Source organism: Virgibacillus salexigens, assembly GCF_000723585.1.
In the GTDB taxonomy this organism is placed as follows: Bacteria; Bacillota; Bacilli; order Bacillales; family Amphibacillaceae; genus Virgibacillus; species Virgibacillus salexigens.
This window is the reverse complement of sequence record NZ_CCDP010000004.1, coordinates 110,313-132,325: the sequence shown is the minus strand read 5'-3', so window position 1 is coordinate 132,325 and position 22,013 is coordinate 110,313. Positions and strand designations below refer to the sequence as shown.

The following is a 22,013-nucleotide window of genomic DNA, read 5'->3' as shown; positions in this document are numbered from 1 at the left end:
CTTAAAAATGTCAATACCTCTATTAATAAATAGGCACGTATATTGTGGACCTTCTTTAGCAAAAAAAAGCTACATGCGCAGCTGCATGTAGCTTCAATCTTCTCCAATTTTTTTATCTTGGCTCTTTGGCAACCTTCCTGCTTTCTTCACTGCATCTCGAAGTAAAAATTCCACATGACTATTTACACTCCGGAATTCATCTTTTGCCCAAATCTGTAATAGTTCATAAAGCTTTGGATCGATTCGTAGCGGAAAGCTCTTCTTCTTCGACATATTACCCCTCTTTTAAGTTATTGATATAGGGATCCTGTATTTACTACAGGCGTAGTTCCATGATCAGAGACAATAGAAACAAGTAGGTTATTTGCCATTGCAACCCGCCGTTCATCATCCAGTTCCATTGCTCCATTGCTTTCCAATTGATGAATAGCATCTTGAACCATGCCAACAGCACCTTCAACAATCTGCTTTCTAGCTGCAATGATTGCACTTGCTTGCTGACGCTGAAGCATGGCCTGAGCTATCTCTGTAGAGTAAGCAAGATGTGTTAATCTCGTCTCAATAACTTGCACGCCTGCCACATTTAATCGAGCTTGTAACTCCTTAGTCAATTCATTTGAAACTTCCTCTGCATTGCCTCTTAACGTTAATTCAGCATCCGAAAAAGTATCATAAGGATATTTTGTTGCAACAGCACGTATTGCTGTTTCACTTTGAATTTCTACAAATTGTTCATAACGATCGACATCGAAAACTGCTTTGGCACTATCGACAACTTTAAAGACAATAACCGCAGCAATCTCAATTGGATTACCATTTACATCATTTACTTTTAGCCGATTGCTATTAAAGTTACGCACGCGAAGTGAAATTGTTTTTCGTATGGAAAAAGGTACTGTCACTACTATACCTTCTCTCCGAATACTCCCCATATATTTCCCAAGAAAGATAACAACTTGTGACTGGTTAGGCTGAACCAACGTAATACCACTACCTAAGGTGATTGCAACAACCAAGCAAGTAATTCCTATGATAAATTGTTGCTGAATCAGATTTAATATGGTTACCACAAGTAATCCTGCAATAAGTAAAATTCCCAAAAAACCATTCATCGTCCATGCCGGTTTTTCTTGAATCATCATTGATACACCTTCCCCATCCCTTTTTATATCAATATGATATCATTTTTGTATATTTTTGTAAATTATTAACTTGCATCTAAATTATATAATGGTTCTCTTTCTGGAAGTACCAGGTAATCTTCACCATCCGTACGAATTACTAAATTTCCTAGCGCACCAGTAGAATATATATTAGCATTTACGCGGTAGAGATTATTGATAACACGGTCAACTGGATGACCATAATCATTGTCTTTGCTATATGTTAGAATGGCTGTATCTGGGCTTACTGCTTTTAAGAATTTCAATGATGTACTTGTATTTGAACCATGATGGCCAACTTTAATAACCTCCGCATCCACATCGACATTTTTCATAATTTCTTTTTCCTGTTCAATTTCGACATCACTCATAAATAGGATATCCATTGCTTCATAAGACATCTTTAATGCAATGGAAGATTGATTATTGCTTCTCGATTTCTTGTATGTGTTTAATACTTGAATATCTACAGCAGAATCAAGCAATATTTTTTCGTTTTGTTTGGCAACTTTGACTGGTATCTCCTGTTTACGTATTTCTTGAATATATTTCGCATACATTCTTGTTGTGTGAAGCTTTCCAGAATCTAGGATCTTCTTTACCTTTATATGCTTCATTATATAAGGTAATCCACCAATATGATCGACATCTGGATGGGTAGCTACTAAGAGATCGATCTTGTCTATTTTTTTTTCATTTAAATACGATACAACCTTCTTTCCCGCATCAGGGGGGCCACCATCAATTAAAATATTTTTATTTCCAGGTGTTTTTATCAACATGCTATCTCCTTGACCAACATCAATAAAGTGAACCTGCATTTCTGATGAAGATGCTTCACTATGTATAGATAGCATATTACCGTTAAAGCATATAAAAAAAGCAATAATTCCAAATAAAACGCTGCTTTTGCCCATGAAAATGCATCCTCTTTCTTATATAGATAACCTTATCTTTTTACAAAAGCGATGGAATTATTTAATTGCTTTAAAGTAAGTTTCTGGGAGTTATGAGGGCATAAAAAAAGCCGCTGACTTCATTCACAGTCAGCGGTTTTTATCATTTCCTATGCTTGTTTCACCACAATATTATTATCGATAACATCTACTTGAACAGTTTCTATATGGTTATCCTCTAAAATTAAGTCGGTTAGTTGGTCTTCAATCTTATCTTGGATAACCCTGCGTAAAGGTCTTGCACCAAAACGGCGATCATAGCCAAGTCGAACTAATACTTCTTTAGCTTCTTTTGTTATCGTAATGGTAACATTATTCTCTTCCATGGTTTTTTGTAGATCTGAAAGCATAAGATCAACAATTTCCATTAAGTTTTCTTCAGTAAGTTCATTGAATTGGATAATCGCATCAAAACGGTTTAAGAATTCTGGTTTGAAGTAAGCACTTAAATTCTCCAAAGTAGAAACCGATTCATGTGAATCACTATTGAATCCTACATTAACCGTCTTAACCCCAGTTCCAGCATTACTTGTCATAATAATGACAGCTTCTTTAAAACTCACTGTTCTTCCTTGTGAATCTGTTAAATGACCATCCTCCATAATTTGTAAGAACATATTCTGCACATCTGGATGTGCTTTTTCAATTTCATCTAACAATATAATGGAATAAGGGTTTCTGCGAATTTTCTCCGTTAATTGTCCTGCTTCCTCATGGCCTACATAACCAGGAGGTGAACCAATAATTTTGGACACGGCGTGTTTTTCCATATATTCACTCATATCTAATCGAATTAATGAATCCCTTGAGCCAAATAGTTCTTCAGCTAATGCTTTCGTTAATTCCGTCTTCCCTACCCCAGTAGGACCTACAAATAGGAAAGAACCGATTGGTCGATACGTTGATTTTAAGCCGGCACGACTTCGACGAATTGCTTTTGCTACTTTATTAACAGCAACGTCTTGTCCAATTACTTTTGCTCCTAAGTTTTTACCAATGTTTTTCATTTTTTCTTGCTCATCGGCTTGTAGCTTTGTAACCGGAATACCTGTTTTTTCTTCCACAATTAATTGGATATCAGAAATGTCTACATCGATTACTTGCTCTTCATCTTTTGCTTTATCTAATTGTTTTTGTAATTGTATCTCCTGATATCTTAAATGAGCAGCACGTTCATAATCTTCTTTTTCTGCTGCATCTTCTTTCTCTTTAATTATTTCGTTTAAGCGTTGATTAATGGAATCAGAATCTTTTTGAGAATTTGATAGGTTCAAGCGTGAACCAACTTCATCCATCAGATCAATTGCCTTATCTGGTAAATATCTATCTTGAATATAACGTTTTGAAAGTGTTACGAAAGCTTGAATCGCATCATCAGAATAACGAACCTCATGAAAATTTTCATAGCGATCTTTTATTCCTTGTAGTATTTGCACCGCTTCTTCACTCGTTGGCTCTTTTACCATAATTGGTTGCAAACGACGTTCAAGTGCAGCATCCTTTTCAATTTGACGATATTCTTTCAATGTTGTAGCACCAATTAGTTGTAGCTCCCCACGTGCTAATGCAGGTTTTAAGATATTGCCAGCGTCCATTTGTGAACTTTCTGCCGTACCTGCTCCAACTATAAGGTGAACTTCATCCACGAACAAGATAACTTCCTGACGTTCTTGCAATTCTTGAATAAGCTGCTTCATACGTTCTTCGAATTGACCTCGAACACCAGTATTCGCAACTAAAGATGCCACATCTAGCATATAGATTTCCTTGTTCATTAATTTAGCAGGAACATCACCTTCCGTAATCTTCAAGGCTAATCCTTCTGCGATTGCCGTTTTACCAACACCCGGCTCGCCAATTAATACCGGATTATTCTTATTTCTTCGATTTAAGGTTTCCGTTACACGTTTTACTTCTTTATCTCTTCCAATAACCGGATCAATTAATCCAGCTCTTGCTGCATGTGTCACATTTTTGGCAAGTTGATCAATTAATCCATTCCCACGGTTCCCATTTTTCTCTTTCGTTCTTGTGCCCATTTTTTGTGCTCCATTTCCTTGCTGAGAAAATGCGTTAGAAGCATTTCCAAATGGTGTATTTGAGAAGAAGTCATTGGAATTCATCATTTGTCCTTGGATTTCACGAAAACATTCATTACAAAGATGCATTTGCATTTGTTGATGATTAATATTCATTGCAACATTTATACTTGCTTCGTTTTGACCACAATTTTGACAAAGCATTTCCATTCCTCCTTGGAATTATCATTTAATGTTGTTTACTCTAGTTTGACTTTGACTATCTTTGACCTTTGATTATCATTATACTCTGACCTTCTTTGACTTTCAAGAGGTTTGATCAAATTTTTTTAACCTTTACTTAAAACCAGTCATAACCTGACTTCATAACTATTATTCCCAAAGTAATTTGGTTATTAAACATAAGGCAGCGGTAAAAAACAAGGAGCATGAAATGCTCCTTGTTTTTTGACTAATCATTGCGTTTTAATTTTTTCTCTATTTCGTAATTCTACTCTCCTTGTCTTTCCTGATGTGGTTTTTGGTAGTTCATCAATGAACTCAATCTTTCTTGGATATTTATAAGGTCCTGTTAGTGTTTTTACATGATCTTGTAGCTGTTTAATCAGTGGTTCTTCTGCACGGGACCCATCACGTAATACAATAAAGGCTTTTACAATATTTCCTCGCAGTTCGTCTGGACTGGCTACAACGGCACACTCCTGTACAGCAGGATGTTTAACTAAAGCATCTTCTACTTCAAAAGGGCCAATGGTATACCCTGAACTTATAATAATGTCATCGCTTCTTCCCTCAAACCAAAAATATCCTTCTTCATCCTTGGAAGCCTGATCACCTGTAATATAATAATCCCTTCGTCTTGACATATTCGTTCGTTCTTCATCTTTATAGTATTCACGAAACAATGCTGGACAATCAAGTCTAACAGCAATGTCACCTACTTCACCAGGTGTGACAGGTTCTCCATTTTCATCAATGATATCCACATCGTTTCCGGGAGTAGGTTTTCCCATTGACCCAGGTTTAACCTCCATACCTTTCAAGAAACCTAGTAATAATGTATTCTCGGTTTGCCCGTAACCATCACGAACAGTGATGTTAAAATAACGTTGAAATGTATCAATGACTTCAACATTTAAGGGTTCTCCAGCTGATACAGCACTATGCAATGCAGATAAATCATATCCATCTAGATGATCCGCTTTTGCCAGCATTCGATATTCTGTAGGCGTACAGCATAAAACATTAATTTTATGCTCTTGTAACAATTGTAAATATGTTTTCGCATCAAACTTTCCATTGTAAATATAGCCTGTAGCCCCTACACCTAAAACGGATAAGAATGGACTCCAAACCCATTTCTGCCAACCTGGTCCAGCTGTCGCCCACACTTTATCGCCATTATTAATCGATAACCAGTTTTCTGCGGCTGTTTTTAAGTGAGCAAAACCCCATCCATGCGTATGGACAACTCCTTTTGGATTGCCTGTTGTCCCCGATGTATAAGGTAAAAAGGCGATATCGTCCCTTCTTGTTTCTGCTACTTGTAATTGATCACTCGCATCCTCCATTAAGCCATCTAAAAAAAGCCATCCATCTTGAGGTTTTCCAATGACGAACCGATGCAAGTCTTCATATTGATCAATCGTTAGATATTGGTCAATGTATGGATAATAACTTATGATGCCACGAACTTCTCCATGTGTTACACGATATTGGAGGTCCTTTGTCTTTAACATTTCTGAACTAGGAATAATTATAATCCCTGTTTTTAATGCAGCTAAATATACTTCATATGCCTTAATTAAACGAGGCACCATAACCAAAATTTTATCGCCTTTCTGTAGACCACTTTCAAGGAAAGCGTTTCCAATTCTATTTGCATTTCTTACTAAATCATTATATGTAATAGAATATTGATCTCCTGCTTGGTTTTCCCAGATTAACGCAAGCTTGTTCGGATCTTTTGCATGTCTTTCCATTTCCATTGCAATATTATAATTAGGTGGAGCAATTAAATCTTCTCGTCGCATTATTAACAACTCCTTGTTTTTTCACTAGTATACCAAAGGTTGCGAAAATTTTAAATAAAGCAATGGGTTCTTAAATAAAAAAGCTTCATCTCGTATTGGTATACTAGAATGAAGCTTTTCTAAGATTATAACCCATATAATGCTGGAGGTAATTGGTCTTTTAAAACGAGGTCGTCTAAACTCTTAAAACTGTAGCCTTGTTTCTTTAATTTATTAATAATATGGTCAAGTGCTTCTGCATTATCCGACGATACAGTGTGTAATAACATAATCGCTCCGGGGTGAATTTGATCCATAATTTGATCATAAGCATACTTCCATCCTTTTTGCTTGTTTGTCTCCCAATCAATGAAGGCAAGTGACCAAAAAATGTGAATATAACCTAATTCTTTTGACCATTTTAATGTATTTTCATTAAACATACCTCTTGGCGGGCGTAAGTATTTGATCTCCTTTTGATCAGAGACTTCAGCTACAGCATCCTCCAATGTTTCTAACTCTTCTTTAATTGCATCTTTATCCATAATAGAGAAATCTGGATGATGATACGAATGGTTACCTACAATATGCCCCTCGTCTACCATACGTTTGACTAAATCAGGTTTACTATCTACATAGTGTCCTGTTACAAAAAAGGTAGCTGGTACATCATGTTTTTTTAATACATTAAGAATATTATCTGTATATCCTTGCTCATAACCATTGTCAAAGGTGAGATAAATATTCTTTGCCCCGGAGTCGTCCGCATAATAAGCATTGTATTTATCTAACATCCCTTTATATTTCCCTATATCTGGAAGTTCATGGTTTGAATTCTTACTATAACCCCAACCATAGCCATTAGCTGAAACAGTGGACATACATATAAAGGAAATAGCAAGAAGTACAAGGATTGTGAGCGCAGTAATTTTATTCATAACAATCCCACCTGTTTTTCTTTTTACTATCTCCTGCCGACCTGTTTTTATTCTTCTTATTGTACAATGTTACTCGAATTAATAAACAGAACCAATGGTTTTGCAGTTTGTAGAGAAACCCCGTGTTTTTCTACAAGCTTTTTTTGTGCGCCCGTGCGGCCAAAAACCACTCGCTTTCCGGGGATGAACGCCCGATCCTCCTCGTAAAAAACCGCCACTGCGAGGTCTCGGATCGCGTTTCTCCGCAGGAGTCTCGTAGTATTTCGCCCACCCTTCACCGAAAAAGACTCTGGTGAAGGACACTCTTCTCCATATTCTTGCAGAAAGCCTTCAGTAATGCTTGTTTGCGTACTTTTTGAAGACATCGATGTAGTGGTCAATCTTCTAGAGTAAGTGACAAAACCATTACCGCCTATAGGTTTTCTTCTTATGAATAACAAAAAAAGATGGAATTTCAGGAAAAAAAGCAAAAAAAGACTGCCGATAACTTTCTCGACAGCCTACAGAACCAATGGTTTTGTTTTAAAACATGCCTTTTAAAGAACAATAGCTGCAATCCAACCAAAAATAAATAATGGAATATTATAATGGATAAAAGTTGGTACTACCGTATCCCAAATGTGATGGTGCTTTCCATCTGCATTTAAACCTGATGTTGGACCAAGTGTACTGTCGGAAGCCGGAGATCCTGCGTCTCCTAGTGCTCCAGCTGTGCCAATTAACGCTGCTGTAGCCATTGGTGAAAATCCAGCTGCTAAGCAAATTGGTACATATAAAGCAGCTAATATTGGTATCGTTCCAAATGAAGAACCAATTCCAATCGTTACAAGTAAACCAACTAACAATAAGATAAAAGCAATAAGCGCTTGATTATTATCCAAGAATCCAGACGAAACTTCTACAAGAGCCTCAACAGCTCCAGTTTCCGTTAATATGTTCCCGTATCCTGCTGCTACCAGCATTACAAAGGCAATTGTCCCCATCATTCCGATACCTTCAGAAATAACTCGATCCCCTTTACTAAACGGAATAACAAGGAACAGGAACATACATACAAGACCAGTAAGTGCCCCAACAATTAAATTATCGGTAATAATTTGAACTACCAATGCTGCTACTATTGAGATTAACGTAAATAAGTGCTGTTTATTAAACTGAATGTCTTTCGGTTCTACCACTGCAGCCATTTCGGTTTCACTTTCTAAAGAACCATAATCTCGTTCCTTACGATAACTGAAGAAAATAGCGATTAACAATCCTACAATCATTCCAGAACCAGGGATCAGCATTGCCATCGTTGTTTCACCAACTGTTATATCCGCACCATTTTGGTTCATTCCTTCAACAATCGTCTCGTGAAAAATTAATCCAAAACCTGCTGGAATCAAAATATATGGTGCTTTTAATCCAAATGTCAATGCAGTAGCTACTGCCCTTCGATCTAAGCGCATGCGATCAAATAATTTAAGTAATGGCGGGATTAAAATCGGAATAAAAGCAATATGCACAGGTACTAGGTTTTGCGAAAGTGAAGCTACTCCAGCAATTGCTAATAACATCATTGTCTTTTTACCAGTTAACATACGTATCAGATAGTTCACCAACAATGACGTAATTCCAGTGTAGCTTATGGCAACAGCAAATGCCCCTAATAATATATAACTTAATGCCGTATTAGCACCGCCACCCACTCCATCAACAAGCAAATCAATCGAATCGACAACGTTTAAACCTGACATTAAACCAGCAGTAAGAGCAGCTGCTAATATTGCAATAATTACATTAACACGTAATAAACTTAATATCGTCATCACAAGAACAGATACAATAACAACCCATTCCATGTTCGTTCCCCACTTTCTTTCTCTTTAGTACTTCACTATGATAAAGTAATAAAGTGTAAAAATCAACCCTTTTTTATTTCCATTTTCTAGCTTTCTGAAATAGTTAGAAAAAGAAGGGTATCTAAAACCTCAATTTATATGGACAAACTCAGTTAATTCCATTCAGTATCATTTCCATATATAAATCCGTTAATTCTTCCTCTGATAATTCCCCATCTGGTTGGAACCAATAATATGTGCGGTTGACCATTCCCAATATCGCAAATGAAAGGATATCCGTACGTACCTGACTTTGGAATTCCCCTTTGTCCACTCCTTCTTGGATTAATTTTTCAAAGTTTAATCGGAATTCCTTTCGCTTTTGTTTAATTTGTTCCAGATTAGCATCATCTAAATGACGCATTTCTCGGAATATAATGCGAGCATATTTGCCTTGTGTTTCGATCTTATTAATAATCGAATAAATCATTGTATAAAGTTTTTCTTTCACGTTTTTTGATGAATCATTGATAATTTCGGCTTGTTCCTTGAGCAAATTATGAATATAGGTTAAATGAATATCTCGTAATAATTCTTGCTTACTTGTAAAGTAATAATAAAATGTTCCTTTCGTTGCATCAATGCTATCCACAATATCTTGAATTGAAGTCTCCGTGAAACCTTTTTCATCAAATAAATCAATACTCTTAATCATAATTTTGGCTTTCATGGTACAGCGTCCTTTCTATTGATTATGAGTATCATTATACGGATTGAATAGATATCTGTCGATTCGAGTTCAGTGAATATTCTTAATCACTAAGATAGGGAAAAATGTTTCTAACAGTCACTTTTTTATGAGAGCATATTGGAAAGTGAATCTAGAGGATAAACTGTGAATAGCCTTATTATTGTGATAGAATAAAAAACATCTTTTAAATAATAACAAGGAGGATACATCTTTTTCATGAATCAACGCAACAAGAATTTTTCTAGTGTATTCACTTATGCATCAATTATCGTCGGAATACTGGTACTCTTAGGCGCTATTTTTCCTGATCAATTTGGTACATATTCTGGAGCTATTGGTGCTTGGATTACAGAAGCTTTTGGTTGGTATTATATGACACTTTTTACTTTAATCCTGATATTCTGTATCTTTTTAGGATTTAGTCCAATCGGCAAACTCAAACTGGGTAAACCAACGGAGAAACCTGAATTTAACACGATATCATGGTTAACAATGTTATTTAGTGCCGGTATGGGAATTGGTCTAGTATTTTATGGTTCATCTGAGCCAATCTCTCATTACCTTGCTCCCCCAACTGCTGATGCAGAAACAAAAGCTGCCTTAGCTGAAGCAATGAGGTCAACATTTCTACACTACGGATTCCACCCTTGGGCAGTGTACGGTATTGTAGCACTTGCTTTAGCTTATTCACAGTTTAGAAAAGGGGAAGTTGGTTTAATTTCCAAAACATTGCGTCCTGTTTTAGGAAATAAAGTAGATGGACCTATCGGTAACATTGTAGATGTGTTAGCAGTGTTCGCCACAATTATTGGAGTAGCTGTTTCTTTAGGGGTAGGGGCAATGCAAATTAACGGAGGGTTGAACTACCTCTTCGGCATCCCGAACAATATATTCGTTCAAGGTATTATCATCGCCATTGTTACGGTGTTGTTCTTATATAGTGCTTGGAGTGGTCTAAGTAAGGGGATTCAGTATTTAAGTAATTTAAATATGATATTAGCAGGTCTACTGTTTATTGCTATTTTAATTCTTGGGCCAACACTACTTATACTCAATATGGTTCCAAGTGCAACCGGTGACTATTTATCTACATTAATATTCAGCAGTTTGGATGTAGCTCCCTTAAATGAGCAAAAACATGAGTGGATGCAGTCTTGGACTATATATTACTGGGGCTGGTGGATGAGTTGGAGCCCCTTTGTAGGTATATTTATTGCAAGGGTTTCACGAGGACGTTCAATCCGCGAATTTATCCTTGCGGTATTATTCGTTCCAACCATTGTGAGTATATTTTGGTTTAGTGCATTTGGTCTAACAGGAATTGAAGCGGGGCAAAGTGTACCGCAACTATTTGAGTTGCCACCTGAAACGCAGTTGTTTGGTATATTCAATGAACTACCTATAAGTATCATTTTATCGATTATCGCTTTGGTACTTATATCGTCCTTCTTCATTACCTCAGCCGATTCTGCAACATTTGTTTTGGGTATGCAAACAGCTTTTGGAACGTTGCATCCTAAGAATTTTGTGAAAATTGTATGGGGATTATCGTTATCAGCAATTGCATATGTATTACTTTTATCGGGTGGAGAAACCGGCTTAGATGCATTACAATCTGCAGCAATTATCTCAGCACTACCATTTAGTGTAGTCGTCATATTAATGGCTGTAGCATTCTACAAAGACGCCAATCAGGAAAGAAAATACCTAGGTTTGACACTTACACCGAATAAAAAAAGAATGAAAGAATATATGGATGAGACTAGATCCCAAGATGACCATGATAACAGCAAGGAGTAGAAAGCTATTCTTCTGGCTTGCTAGAAATAAGTCTCGCTGTTTAATTAAATGGACAGGGATATGTATAAACGAAATACAAAAATACCAAATCCCTTTTTTCTAAAAGGGATTTGGTATTTTTATTTGCTGGGAACGACCCATTTTACATACCATCATAAATACAGTCAAATCAATGTTTCACTGCAAAACACTAAAATCAACCTATTCTCTCTCAATTATTGTGGCTATACCTTGCCCTCCACCTATACAAGCAGTGACTAATGCATACCTTCCTTGACGACGTTGTAATTCATAAATCGCTTTTGTTATTAAGATTGCACCAGTTGCTCCAAGCGGATGACCATGGGAAATCGCTCCTCCATTTACATTCAACTTTGCTTTATCAAACCCTAATTCTCGATCGCATGCGATTACTTGGGCAGCAAAGGCCTCATTCAATTCGATTATATCCATCTCATCCAAGCGCTGTTCCGCCTTTTCCATCAGTTTCTTCGTTGCTGGTACAGGACCAATCCCCATGATATTTGGATCAACACCAGCTACTGCTGCTTGACGAATAATCGCTAATGGTTTTAACCCTAAACGTTCTGCTTTTTCTCTAGCCATGATTACTAGTGCAGCTGCAGCATCATTCAATCCTGAACTGCTACCCGCAGTAACCGTACCATCCTCTAAAAAGGCAGGTGGCAATTTCGCTAAACCTTGCAAATTCGTTTGTGGTCGTGGATGCTCATCTTCATCGAATACGAAAGGGTCGCTTTTACGAATAGGTACGGTAATAGGGACAATTTGCTCATCAAAGTAGCCTAATTCCATTGCATTAGACATTTTTTGCTGACTTTCTAAGGCAAATTGATCTTGTTCCTCTCTTGTTATATTATATTTTGTGGCTAAATTTTCAGCAGTTATCCCCATTGGCGGATCACCAATTTCAGATGGGGACAGTGTTGATTTGCGAAAGGATGGTGGTGCTGGACTATATGGACGTTCTGCTCGATCCATTAAGTAGGGTGCCCTACTCATACTTTCAACTCCACCTGCTACAATGACATCGCCATTGCCTGACTGAATTGCTTGTGCAGCTAAAACAACAGCATTAATACCCGATCCACATTGTCTATCCACAGTTAGGCCAGGAATTTGTATAGATAAATTCGTTTGCAATGCGGTTAAGCGGGCAATATTACCACCTCCGCTTAATACATTGCCAAGAATGACATCATCAATATCTTCCGGATCGACATTGACCCGATTTACTGCTTCCTTTATAGCTTCTGCCCCAAATATATGAGCGGGAACAGTCGCTAAAGCTCCCCCTTGCCTGGCAATTGGCGTTCGAACTGCAGAAACAACAACAGCATCACGATTCATGAAACTAACCTCCGTCTCTTATAGTAAATAACGATATAGCATCAACGATATTTAGCAAATCGTACTTTTCCTTTTAATACTACTTTCTCATTTTGATTCAAAGCTTTAACATTAAAATCTAAATAATCTACTTTTGCTTCATTCAACTCTGCTTTTAACGTAATAACATCTTGAAGAAAAACCATCCCGGAAAAACGGATTTGAAAACCCTGAATAAAGCCTTGATCATAATATGGCGTAAACAATTTTGATAAATTGCCCATTGTCCACATACCATGAGCGATGATCCCAGGTAACCCTGCCTTTTCTGCTTCTTCATCAATGGTATGAATCGGATTAAAGTCCCCTGACGCTCCTGAGTATTTAATTAAATCCATTCTAGTTACAGGCTCAAGGATAGTTTCCAGCGATTCTTGCATCTGCAATTCCTCTACATTGTATTTCATACTTGCATCGCCTTCCTTACTGTCTCTGTAATAATGATTGTAGATTCTTCCATAAAAACAACTTTCTCATGAGCATCTTCACCATACCGCTTAATTTTCAAGAATCCCATTAACCCATTTTTCCCTTGTTTCTCATCATAACCATCAATAACGGTATAACAATAAAGAACTTCATTGACTAAAAGGGGACGTTCGTATTGATATACCTGTTCACCATGGATTAATCCCTTGTTAGGCAGGTTTAACCCATGGACTGTACCAAAGTCAAAAACACGCGGAAATGTAGATGGTGCAATGTTTTCCCCATATCTAGACTGCTTACCTACTTGTTCATCGATAAACAGCGGGTGAGCATCTCGAATTGATTCTGCAAACCGTTTGACCAAGCCCCGTTCCACAACGTTCTTTACTTTATTTGATTGTTTACCTATCAGATGGTAATACATCTTATGCCTCCTTATTAATTTTTTGGTCCTCCAGCAACATAAATCACTTGGCCATTAACGAACGAAGATTGTTCATCCGCAAAAAATGCTACTGCATTTGCTATATCCGCAGGTTTTCCACTTCTACCGACAGGAATTTGACTAACACTTGCTTTGACGAATTCATCAAATGGTACGCCAACTCTTTCTGCTGTTGCCTTAGTCATATCTGTTTCAATAAATCCTGGCGCAACCGAATTAGCTGTAATACCAAACTTGCCTAATTCGATTGCTAGTGTTTTGGTAAAACCCTGTAAACCTGCTTTAGCTGTTGCATAGTTAGCTTGACCACGATTACCTAAGGCAGAAGTGGATGAAATCGTAATAATTCGCCCATACTTTTGCTTTACCATATGAGATTGAACAGCACGGGCAGCATGGAATGAACCTTTCAAATGAACATCCATGACCTGCTGCCAATCACTATCTGTCATCTTAAAAAGCATATTATCCCGGATAACCCCGGCATTGTTTACAAGAATATCAATTGTCCCAAACTTATGAACGACTTCTTCTACTGCGTTACTTACCTCCTCTGCATGAACTACATTGGCTTGAAGAGCCAAGATATCATAGCCTTTCTCAGTAAATTCCGCTTCTGTTTCTTGCAATGCTTGTTCATTGATATCAATGATAGCTACTTTTGCACCTTCTTCAGCAAATAATTGCAAGATTCCTTTGCCAATCCCTCTGCTTCCACCGGTTACAAATACTACCTTTCCTTCAAAACGTTTAACCATGTTTCCCCTTCCTTCCTGCTTTTCTTTGAATTGTTTATTAAATATATTGCCCTAGCTTCACATTTCCTTTTAATAGATTGCGAGAAATAATTAATCGTTGAATCTCATCTGTACCATCATAAATTCTCCATAATCTAGCTTCTCGATACCAGCGTTCAATTGGCAACTCTTTTGTATAACCCATGCCTCCATGGATTTGCATAACCCGATCTACTACACGATTTCCCATATTAGAACCATATAATTTTGCCATCGAAGCAAGATGGCGATTATCTTCACCATTGTCTAAAGTAAAGGCAGCATTTAATACAATCCATTTTGCTGCTTCAATCTCTACTGCAGAATCAGCAATCTGCCATTGAATAGCTTGCCTATCAGAAATTGGCCTTCCAAATGTCTCCCGCTCTTTAGAATAATCAATTGCCATTTGTAGTAAGCGTTCAGCAGAACCAACTGCCCGGGCACCGACTATCCACCTGGCAAAGCCGATCCATTCTAATCCAAGTTTATAGCCACCTGCATGAAGTTCACCAAGTATGTTTTCTTCTGGGACCCTAACATTGTCAAAAACTAAACTTGCTGGCCCCCAGTCTCCCATCGTATGAATATATTCTGATTTCCAGCCCATATTCCGATCAACAATAAAACAAGTGACACCGTCTCTTCCTTTTGTTTTTTGATGCATGTCTTTATCAGTTATTGCGATTACCATAACAAAATCAGCTTCATTTCCACCTGTTATAAATGTTTTCTCTCCATTTAGAACCCACTCATTACCATCTTTTACAGCTGTCATTTTAATATTTTGAGTGTCAGATCCAGCACCTGGTTCTGTCATTGCAAAACATGATTTCTTCTCTCCATTAATTGTCGGAATTAAATATTTTTTCTTTTGTTCTTCATTACCGTAATAAAGGATATTATCCGCAGAACCTCCAAATGTAAATGGAACAAATGTCTTTGAAACTTCCATCGTAACAATTGCTTGCATCATCTGACCCAAATCAGCTCCACCATATTCTGTTGGTGTATTGATCCCCCAGAATCCTGCTTCTTTTGCTTTTAATTGAAGTTCCTCTTGTTTTTCTGCAGATAAGCTTGGCATGCCATTTCGTTCATTTCGAAGTACTTCATTCTCTAGAGGCATTAATTCCTTCTCAACAAATTTCCGTATCGTTTTTTGTACCATTCTTTGCTCTTCCGATAATCGTAAATCCATTGCACTCTCTCCTTTTCCCTATTTATCATTTCGTCGCATTATTTGTATCTAACTGCTCTTTTAAAGCACGCTTTAGAATCTTTCCTACAGCTGTTTTTGGTAAATCCTCCACAAATTCAACCAACCTAGGAACTTTAAAAGAAGCTAAATTGTCTCTACAAAATTGAATTAATTCTGTTTCTGTAAGATCCTGACTATCTTTTCGTACGACATAAGCTTTTACGGTTTCTCCACGATACTTATCTGGAATTCCGATAACTGCTACTTCCAATACATTTGGATGGGAATAAATCACATCTTCAATCTCGATTGGATAAATGTTATACCCGCTAGCAATAATTAATTCTTTCTTCCTTCCCACAATATAAAAGAACCCGTCTTCATCCATTTTGGCTAGATCACCCGTATATAACCAACCATCACGTAGTACTTTATCCGTCTCTTCTGGCTGCTTCCAATAGCCTTTCATAATTTGGGGACCTTGTACGACCATTTCTCCAACTTCACCTATCGGCAGATCCTCTTCACCTGAGGCAATATCAACGATTTTTGCTCTCGTATTGGGAATAGGTATTCCGATACTTCCTGGCTTTTGTAAACCAGAAATAGGGTTACGATGAGTGACTGGGGATGCCTCAGACAAACCATATCCCTCCGCAACGCTGGAGCCTGTTGTTTCATTAAATGCTTGTATGACTTCCATTGGTAAGGGAGCTGATCCACTTGTACATGTTCGTATACTGCTAAGGTCAAACGGATGATCTTTACAATAGTTAACTAACGCAATATACATGGTAGGTACTCCTGGAAAAATAGTCGGTTTTGTTTGTTCAATAATTCTTGCCGTTTGTTCTACATCAAAATTTGGTACTAAGATAAGATTTCCACCGATGTAAAATGTCAAATTCATACAACTTGTCATTCCATACACATGAAACAATGGAGAAATAGTCAGTACCCTTTCTTTTCCTAACATGGTTCTTGATTGCGAGGTAGCATAAGCTTGTAGCGTATTGGCCACTAAATTATAATGCGTTAGCATTGCACCTTTTGATCTACCGGTTGTACCACCTGTATATTGCAATACGGCAATATCATCCACAGGAATGTGAACATCAGGTAATGGTAAATTACTTTGCTTGCAAAAATCATCAAATTTGGAACCGTTTTCAAAAGATGCCGTAATAATTGCTGTTAATGGCGTTTGTTTTTGTATTTTCTCAACAACTGGTAGTAATTTATCGTGTACGATTAACACTTCTGCTTCCGAATCATTTAATACATGAAGTAATTCAGCAGCTTTGTACATTGGATTAAGTTGTACAATCGTGGCTCCACAATATAGGGTTGCATAATAGCTAATCACATATTGCGGACAATTCGGTAACATAAGAGCTACTTTATCCGATCTACTAACACCCATCTGAAATAAAGAGCGTGCCACATTCTTTATTTGATTATCCAACTCCCTGTAAGTTAGGGTTTGATTAAAAAAAGTAATTGCAATATGATCTGGATACATTTCAACTGATTTGGAGAATAAACTAGGTAGCGGTTCTTCTGGGATTTGAATTTCACTAGGATTTCCTTCAGGAATATGTTCCAACCATAGGTTCTCCATTAAGTAACATACCTCCTATTCACAAGAAATTCATACTAACCGATTAGTATGTTCTGAATATTTAATTAAAATTATAACAGAAGAGATTAAAAAATCAATCCATAAAATACACTTTCTGTAAAGGAAAAATGCTATCGATTCGTCGATAGCATTTTTACCTATTTTACATTGTATGAGAATGAGACATGATCTTGGATTGGAATCCATGCACCTATCCCTTGCTTTGTAACATTTTTTACAACAATGGACTTTTTGGAACCTTTTAACTTTATATATACTTCTCCAAATGTAATTTGTCCTTTTTCATTTACTGCCGGGGCGTAGGAATTAAGCGTGGCATGCTTACTAGCTGGGACATTATAGGTATTGTCCTTTTTTGTGTTTTTTCCAATAACGGTTTGATAAGAAAGCGGAAGCTTTGTTTTCTCCTTAGACTTTAATAACATCATTTTCTTTACGTCATCGGGATTGTTGATTTTGTTTGTTAATGCGCCTTTAATTTCTTTTTGTTCCTGTTGGACATAATTAAGCTCTTGCGCTTCTGTCCCACCAGTATTGTTGATTTCATTCGAATTAATTTGTTGATACTCCCAATTAATTGTTGTTTCTAATGACTCGTAATTTAGAGGCCAACGGCCAATATATACCATACCACGATAGCCAAGCGCTATAGGGGATGGGTTTAACGATGTTTCATTTAACATTTTTATTAGAACTGGATTTTCTATTTTCATCTCTAGTTCATCCATTAGTTCTTTGGTTAGTTCACTTGGTTCAATTACTTCTTGGTCCTCCGTAGAATTTGGAAAAGTATTATCTTTTGAAATGTTAAGCACATGACTAGGTATTTCATATGGGTCTTTTTTATCTTCTTTTTCTGCACCTAAACTACTTATTGGGAATACAAAAGTAAACATAAGAGCTATGATGGATAGCGGAAAAAGCCAATGATGTTTTTTCATATATGTTAGTCCTTTCTTTTTCCCTTAGTTTCTTTCTGACATATGAATTTTATACCTCGTCCAGAAAATTTTAACGACTCAATTCAATCGTCTTCACCGTTTCTTCAATTTCGATACTGTTCTCAACTGAACGTACCATTGAACAGTTTTTTCTAGCAATTGCCAAGTTTTTGTACATTTTTTCAGGATCTAAATGATGTCCTTTTATTATAAAATGTAAGGTTATCTTTTCGATTCGGTTTGCTTCGTCGGGATTTCTTGTTGCCTCAGCAGTAATTTGAATATCTTCCACTTCGATGCGTTGCTTTGCTAAAATCTTTCGAAAGACAGATCCACTGCAACCTGCAATGGATGCAATCATAAGCTGATAAGGTCGAAAACCATACGTTTCATCCCCAGAAATTTCAAGTTCACCATATTCTAAGCTCGTTCTAAGCCCATTTTCCTTTAAGTATAGTTCCATTATTATTCCCTCCATAAATTTAATCATCTTCATAAATCCTTACCCTACTTCCTTCTTATCATAAACGATCTTGCATCTTCTTTTACAGTTATTGACCTTTTCATGTTTAGCAATTAAATTTAAGACAGATAATTAAATTAGAAATCTTGTTAAGGTGATGAACAATGAATGCAAAGGATTATCGTTTTTGGATATTAATTGGACTTGTATTGATATCCGGATTTTCACAAGGAATGCTACTTCCCTTACTTTCCATTATTTTAGAGCAAAATGGTATATCTTCGACTATTAATGGGTTACATGCTACTGGCTTATATATTGGTGTATTAATAGCTTCTCCTTTTATGGAAAAACCAATGCATAAATTTGGATTTAAACCAGTTATTACGGTAGGTGGCATGCTGGTAATCCTATCTTTAGCGATTTTTCCCATTTGGGAATCATTGTGGTTTTGGTTTATTTTACGTATGGCCATTGGTATTGGAGATCAAATGCTGCATTTTGGTACACAAACTTGGATTACCGCAACTACTACAAAAGAAACGAGGGGAAAAAGTATTGCTTTCTACGGACTGTCATTTAGTCTAGGTTTTGCTTTAGGACCATTAATGACACGGCTATTATCCATTCATCAATCCCTTCCGTTTATCATAGCGGCCATCTTGAGTTTATTCGTATGGTCTACCTTAATCTTTATTCGAAATCAATGGCCTGAGCAAGAAGTACATAGTGCTTATCCAACCACTTCTCTACAACGTTTTGTGCAAACAGCTAAAATAGCGTGGGTGGCTTTACTTCCTGGTTTCGGATATGGTTTTTTGGAGGCTTCTTTACATAGTATCTTCCCTGTATATGGATTACGAATTGGGCACGAGGTTGACACTTTAGCCTTAATCATTCCTTGTTTCGCAATTGGTAGTTTGATTACTCAATTCCCTTTAGGAGCTTTAAGTGATCGGTTTGGAAGAAAGAATGTGCTTATAACCGTCTTAACGATCGGTTCTTTATGTTTTGCTCTGACGGGTATATTGGAGAAATCTATTCCAGCACTATTTATTTTGTTTAGTCTAGCAGGTATGTGTGTCGGTTCATTATTCTCTTTAGGGATTTCCTATATGACGGATTTACTACCGGGTAATTTACTACCTGCAGGAAATTTAATGGTTGGTATTATGTTTAGTATCGGTAGTATAAGTGGACCATTTATTGGTGGCTATTATATCGATGCACTAGAAAATATTTCGTTTTTCTATCTCATTACGATCGTCTTAGTAATAATAACACTTGCCATTTACTTACAACGCCCTAACCGAAATACGCTTACGACAGATCATTCATCTCAAAAATAAAATGAAAATACGGAAAAGCAACGTATAAAGCCCCCACAGTGAATTCTATTTGCTCACGTGGGGGCTGAACCAGTTGTCATGGTTTTGTTTACGTTATAACAAAGTTTTCCTATTAAACAAATTTACTATATCGCTTTTCCAACCGATCTTGTACCAAGGATATGAGAATACAAACCGGCCAATAGATGAGAGCAACAAGTACATACATTGTCATCGCATCAAATTCACGTCCCGCTATAATCTGTGTTTTTTGGAACAATTCAGGAACGGTAATAACAGCAGCCAATGAAGTTGCTTTAACTATATCCATAAATACATTTGTAAGAGGTGGAATAGCAATTCGCATTGCTTGAGGCAGAATGATCTTTCGAAGTGTCTGCCAATAAGTTAAGTTAAGTGCTTTTGCTGACTCCCACTGCCCTACATCAATACTATTTAATGAGGACCGATCTATTTCGGCAATATAGGCTGCGCTATTCAAGCCAAAGCCAAGGCAAGCCGCTACTAAGGCGGTTAATTTAATCCCAACAACCGGTAATCCAAAATAAAGGATAAATAAAAATACCAGCATTGGGGTACCGCGCATAAATGAAATATACGTTCGCGCTGGTAGACGAAAGATAAAGCGGTTTGATCCTCTAGCCAAAGCCAGAAATAAACCTAATACCAATCCTAACGCCATTCCAACAAAGGATACAAGCAATGTCATCGGTAAACCACCTAAGACGAAAGGAAGACTTTCTAGTGCTAATTCAATATCAAACAGTCCACCGAAATCAAATCCATTGAAATTCATTGCAAATTCTCCTTTTACGTAAGCTTAAACAGACCAATATCTAAAGATCGAGTCCTTCTATTTCCTGAATGTCTCCTTCTGGCTTTTGAGATGCATCTTCTTTATAAAACTGCTCTGCTAATTTTGTTAATGTTCCATCTTCCCGCATTTCTATAAGTGCTTGATTAATCTTTTTAGTCAAAGTATCTGCACCTTTAGGTATAACAACTGCTTGCTCTGTAGGGTGAAACTTTAAATCTGGATGTAAATGAATATCAAAATCTGGGAAACCAGCTACCCCAAACTTCGATAGGTAGTAATCATTTACTATCACGTCTGTCCTTCCATTATGAACATCTCGTAAGTAAGCTTCGTTTGGTGCATTTCCATATGTTTTTACTTCTGCTCCAAAATGCTCCGCAATTTGGCTATATACAGTAGTCGCTCCACCACCAGCTATTTTACCTTCTAGATCTTCCAAAGACTCAATACCTGAATTATCTTCTTTACGTACAACCATCGTGGAATAGGAATATTTGTAAGGATTACTAAAATTAAACTCTTCTTTCCGTTTATCTGTAGCTTCAATATCATTTGCTGCTACATCGATTCTCCCGCTTTTTACAGCAGGCAGCATACTGTCAACCCCCATGATTTCAAAAGAAATATCAAGATCTAATCGCTTTGCTACCTCACGCATTACTTCAACATCATAACCAGTTAGCTGATCCTGATTTTCTTCTTCTCCGTCATAATAGGAAGCAGCTAACAACGTTCCAGAAGTACCAACAACTAGTTCCCCTGAATCTTGAATTTCTTGCCATCTCTTATCTGTTTCATCTTCATTACCACTACTGTTACTATTACCTTCAGAATCATCGCAAGCACTAATAATGACTATTAAAACAAGTAATGAAAGCAATAATTTAATCTTACTCATCCTCCAACACCCCTATTGTTATATTTAATTTACAAATTTGATTGTAACAGCTTTCGATTAATTTTTACAATAGTTAAATTTTACAATTCTCTTCTTGACTTTATTTAATATAGTGATAATATAATAATAAATATTTATTTGTAATTATTATAAATAAATG

21 protein-coding genes are annotated in these 22,013 nt (G+C 36.8%); 2 read left to right on the top strand and 19 right to left on the bottom strand.

All coding sequences use genetic code 11. The features are described from left to right. Window positions 1–93: 93 nt before the first annotated feature. The 9 genes from BN990_RS21150 to BN990_RS21110 all read right to left on the bottom strand — a co-directional run bounded on the left by BN990_RS21150 (window position 94) and on the right by BN990_RS21110 (window position 9,661). On the bottom strand, window positions 94–273 hold the full coding sequence (locus tag BN990_RS21150; RefSeq protein ID WP_021290601.1) for a type II toxin-antitoxin system antitoxin: 180 nt from the start codon (window positions 271–273) through the stop codon (window positions 94–96). Between the two features lie 17 nt (window positions 274–290). After that, window positions 291–1,136, bottom strand: coding sequence for an SPFH domain-containing protein (locus tag BN990_RS21145; RefSeq protein ID WP_038247495.1), 846 nt, complete (start codon window positions 1,134–1,136; stop codon window positions 291–293). A gap of 71 nt (window positions 1,137–1,207) precedes the next feature. Next, entirely contained in the window at window positions 1,208–2,080 is an 873-nt protein-coding gene (locus BN990_RS21140; protein WP_038247454.1) for a ComEC/Rec2 family competence protein, read from the bottom strand. 149 nt (window positions 2,081–2,229) lie between these two features. Continuing rightward, on the bottom strand, window positions 2,230–4,362 hold the full coding sequence (locus BN990_RS21135) for an ATP-dependent Clp protease ATP-binding subunit (RefSeq protein WP_021290604.1): 2,133 nt from the start codon (window positions 4,360–4,362) through the stop codon (window positions 2,230–2,232). A gap of 251 nt (window positions 4,363–4,613) precedes the next feature. Beyond that, window positions 4,614–6,191, bottom strand: a complete 1,578-nt coding sequence (mbcS, locus tag BN990_RS21130) for an acyl-CoA synthetase MbcS (RefSeq protein ID WP_038247448.1) — start codon at window positions 6,189–6,191, stop codon at window positions 4,614–4,616. Between the two features lie 125 nt (window positions 6,192–6,316). Then, window positions 6,317–7,108 carry a delta-lactam-biosynthetic de-N-acetylase gene (gene pdaA, locus BN990_RS21125; protein ID WP_021290606.1) on the bottom strand — a complete coding sequence of 264 codons (792 nt, stop codon included), beginning with the start codon at window positions 7,106–7,108 and terminating at the stop codon, window positions 6,317–6,319. A 56-nt stretch (window positions 7,109–7,164) separates the two neighbouring features. Further along, window positions 7,165–7,326, bottom strand: a complete 162-nt coding sequence (locus tag BN990_RS23305; protein ID WP_222860460.1) for a hypothetical protein — start codon at window positions 7,324–7,326, stop codon at window positions 7,165–7,167. A 318-nt stretch (window positions 7,327–7,644) separates the two neighbouring features. Then, on the bottom strand, window positions 7,645–8,952 hold the full coding sequence (locus BN990_RS21115) for a Na+/H+ antiporter family protein (RefSeq protein ID WP_021290608.1): 1,308 nt from the start codon (window positions 8,950–8,952) through the stop codon (window positions 7,645–7,647). Window positions 8,953–9,100: 148 nt separating this feature from the next. Further along, window positions 9,101–9,661: a TetR/AcrR family transcriptional regulator gene (locus BN990_RS21110; protein ID WP_038247446.1), complete on the bottom strand. Its 561-nt coding sequence runs from the start codon at window positions 9,659–9,661 to the stop codon at window positions 9,101–9,103. Between the two features lie 237 nt (window positions 9,662–9,898). Between BN990_RS21110 and BN990_RS21105 the strand changes: the two genes are divergently transcribed. Beyond that, the gene (locus tag BN990_RS21105; protein WP_021290610.1) at window positions 9,899–11,482 is read left to right on the top strand and encodes a BCCT family transporter; all 1,584 of its coding nucleotides are present in this window, start codon (window positions 9,899–9,901) and stop codon (window positions 11,480–11,482) included. A 201-nt stretch (window positions 11,483–11,683) separates the two neighbouring features. Here BN990_RS21105 and BN990_RS21100 read toward each other — a convergent pair whose 3' ends face one another. The 8 genes from BN990_RS21100 to BN990_RS21065 all read right to left on the bottom strand — a co-directional run bounded on the left by BN990_RS21100 (window position 11,684) and on the right by BN990_RS21065 (window position 18,789). Further along, window positions 11,684–12,853: a thiolase family protein gene (locus BN990_RS21100; protein WP_021290611.1), complete on the bottom strand. Its 1,170-nt coding sequence runs from the start codon at window positions 12,851–12,853 to the stop codon at window positions 11,684–11,686. Window positions 12,854–12,894: 41 nt separating this feature from the next. Then, window positions 12,895–13,299, bottom strand: coding sequence for a MaoC/PaaZ C-terminal domain-containing protein (locus BN990_RS21095; RefSeq protein WP_021290612.1), 405 nt, complete (start codon window positions 13,297–13,299; stop codon window positions 12,895–12,897). Further along, entirely contained in the window at window positions 13,296–13,745 is a 450-nt protein-coding gene (locus tag BN990_RS21090; RefSeq protein WP_038247445.1) for a MaoC family dehydratase N-terminal domain-containing protein, read from the bottom strand. Before BN990_RS21090 ends, BN990_RS21095 begins: the two co-directional genes overlap by 4 nt. A 14-nt stretch (window positions 13,746–13,759) precedes the next feature. Then, window positions 13,760–14,524 (bottom strand): 3-oxoacyl-ACP reductase FabG, encoded by a 765-nt coding sequence (gene fabG / locus BN990_RS21085; RefSeq protein WP_021290614.1) that lies wholly within the window; start codon window positions 14,522–14,524, stop codon window positions 13,760–13,762. 37 nt (window positions 14,525–14,561) lie between these two features. After that, window positions 14,562–15,743 (bottom strand): acyl-CoA dehydrogenase family protein, encoded by a 1,182-nt coding sequence (locus BN990_RS21080; protein ID WP_038247443.1) that lies wholly within the window; start codon window positions 15,741–15,743, stop codon window positions 14,562–14,564. A gap of 25 nt (window positions 15,744–15,768) precedes the next feature. Further along, a complete protein-coding gene (locus BN990_RS21075) occupies window positions 15,769–17,364 on the bottom strand; it encodes a long-chain-fatty-acid--CoA ligase (RefSeq protein ID WP_038247441.1) in 1,596 nt (531 codons plus the stop codon). Window positions 17,365–17,522: 158 nt separating this feature from the next. Beyond that, window positions 17,523–18,326: a YfkD famly protein gene (locus BN990_RS21070; protein WP_021290617.1), complete on the bottom strand. Its 804-nt coding sequence runs from the start codon at window positions 18,324–18,326 to the stop codon at window positions 17,523–17,525. A 70-nt stretch (window positions 18,327–18,396) separates the two neighbouring features. Further along, the gene (locus tag BN990_RS21065) at window positions 18,397–18,789 is read right to left on the bottom strand and encodes an OsmC family protein (RefSeq protein ID WP_021290618.1); all 393 of its coding nucleotides are present in this window, start codon (window positions 18,787–18,789) and stop codon (window positions 18,397–18,399) included. Between the two features lie 164 nt (window positions 18,790–18,953). On the opposite strand from BN990_RS21065, the gene BN990_RS21060 reads away from it, so the two are divergent. After that, window positions 18,954–20,138: an MFS transporter gene (locus tag BN990_RS21060; RefSeq protein WP_038247439.1), complete on the top strand. Its 1,185-nt coding sequence runs from the start codon at window positions 18,954–18,956 to the stop codon at window positions 20,136–20,138. Between the two features lie 112 nt (window positions 20,139–20,250). Here BN990_RS21060 and BN990_RS21055 read toward each other — a convergent pair whose 3' ends face one another. Next, entirely contained in the window at window positions 20,251–20,934 is a 684-nt protein-coding gene (locus BN990_RS21055; RefSeq protein ID WP_021290620.1) for an amino acid ABC transporter permease, read from the bottom strand. Between the two features lie 40 nt (window positions 20,935–20,974). Then, window positions 20,975–21,853 carry a transporter substrate-binding domain-containing protein gene (locus BN990_RS21050; protein WP_038247438.1) on the bottom strand — a complete coding sequence of 293 codons (879 nt, stop codon included), beginning with the start codon at window positions 21,851–21,853 and terminating at the stop codon, window positions 20,975–20,977. Window positions 21,854–22,013 lie beyond the last annotated feature (160 nt).

Bases quoted from the DNA above. Each gene is read 5' to 3' on its own strand.
- BN990_RS21075 (WP_038247441.1), bottom strand. From the start codon at position 17,364: ATGGAGAACCTATGGTTGGAACATATTCCTGAAGGAAATCCTAGTGAA.
- pdaA (WP_021290606.1), bottom strand. From the start codon at position 7,108: ATGAATAAAATTACTGCGCTCACAATCCTTGTACTTCTTGCTATTTCC.
- BN990_RS21055 (WP_021290620.1), bottom strand. From the start codon at position 20,934: ATGAATTTCAATGGATTTGATTTCGGTGGACTGTTTGATATTGAATTA.
- BN990_RS21070 (WP_021290617.1), bottom strand. From the start codon at position 18,326: ATGAAAAAACATCATTGGCTTTTTCCGCTATCCATCATAGCTCTTATG.
- BN990_RS21060 (WP_038247439.1), top strand. From the start codon at position 18,954: ATGAATGCAAAGGATTATCGTTTTTGGATATTAATTGGACTTGTATTG.
- BN990_RS21090 (WP_038247445.1), bottom strand. From the start codon at position 13,745: ATGTATTACCATCTGATAGGTAAACAATCAAATAAAGTAAAGAACGTT.
- fabG (WP_021290614.1), bottom strand. From the start codon at position 14,524: ATGGTTAAACGTTTTGAAGGAAAGGTAGTATTTGTAACCGGTGGAAGC.
- mbcS (WP_038247448.1), bottom strand. From the start codon at position 6,191: ATGCGACGAGAAGATTTAATTGCTCCACCTAATTATAATATTGCAATG.
- BN990_RS21100 (WP_021290611.1), bottom strand. From the start codon at position 12,853: ATGAATCGTGATGCTGTTGTTGTTTCTGCAGTTCGAACGCCAATTGCC.
- BN990_RS21080 (WP_038247443.1), bottom strand. From the start codon at position 15,743: ATGGATTTACGATTATCGGAAGAGCAAAGAATGGTACAAAAAACGATA.
- BN990_RS21140 (WP_038247454.1), bottom strand. From the start codon at position 2,080: ATGGGCAAAAGCAGCGTTTTATTTGGAATTATTGCTTTTTTTATATGC.
- BN990_RS21150 (WP_021290601.1), bottom strand. From the start codon at position 273: ATGTCGAAGAAGAAGAGCTTTCCGCTACGAATCGATCCAAAGCTTTAT.
- BN990_RS21110 (WP_038247446.1), bottom strand. From the start codon at position 9,661: ATGAAAGCCAAAATTATGATTAAGAGTATTGATTTATTTGATGAAAAA.
- BN990_RS21115 (WP_021290608.1), bottom strand. From the start codon at position 8,952: ATGGAATGGGTTGTTATTGTATCTGTTCTTGTGATGACGATATTAAGT.
- BN990_RS21050 (WP_038247438.1), bottom strand. From the start codon at position 21,853: ATGAGTAAGATTAAATTATTGCTTTCATTACTTGTTTTAATAGTCATT.
- BN990_RS21065 (WP_021290618.1), bottom strand. From the start codon at position 18,789: ATGGAACTATACTTAAAGGAAAATGGGCTTAGAACGAGCTTAGAATAT.
- BN990_RS21095 (WP_021290612.1), bottom strand. From the start codon at position 13,299: ATGAAATACAATGTAGAGGAATTGCAGATGCAAGAATCGCTGGAAACT.
- BN990_RS21135 (WP_021290604.1), bottom strand. From the start codon at position 4,362: ATGCTTTGTCAAAATTGTGGTCAAAACGAAGCAAGTATAAATGTTGCA.
- BN990_RS21105 (WP_021290610.1), top strand. From the start codon at position 9,899: ATGAATCAACGCAACAAGAATTTTTCTAGTGTATTCACTTATGCATCA.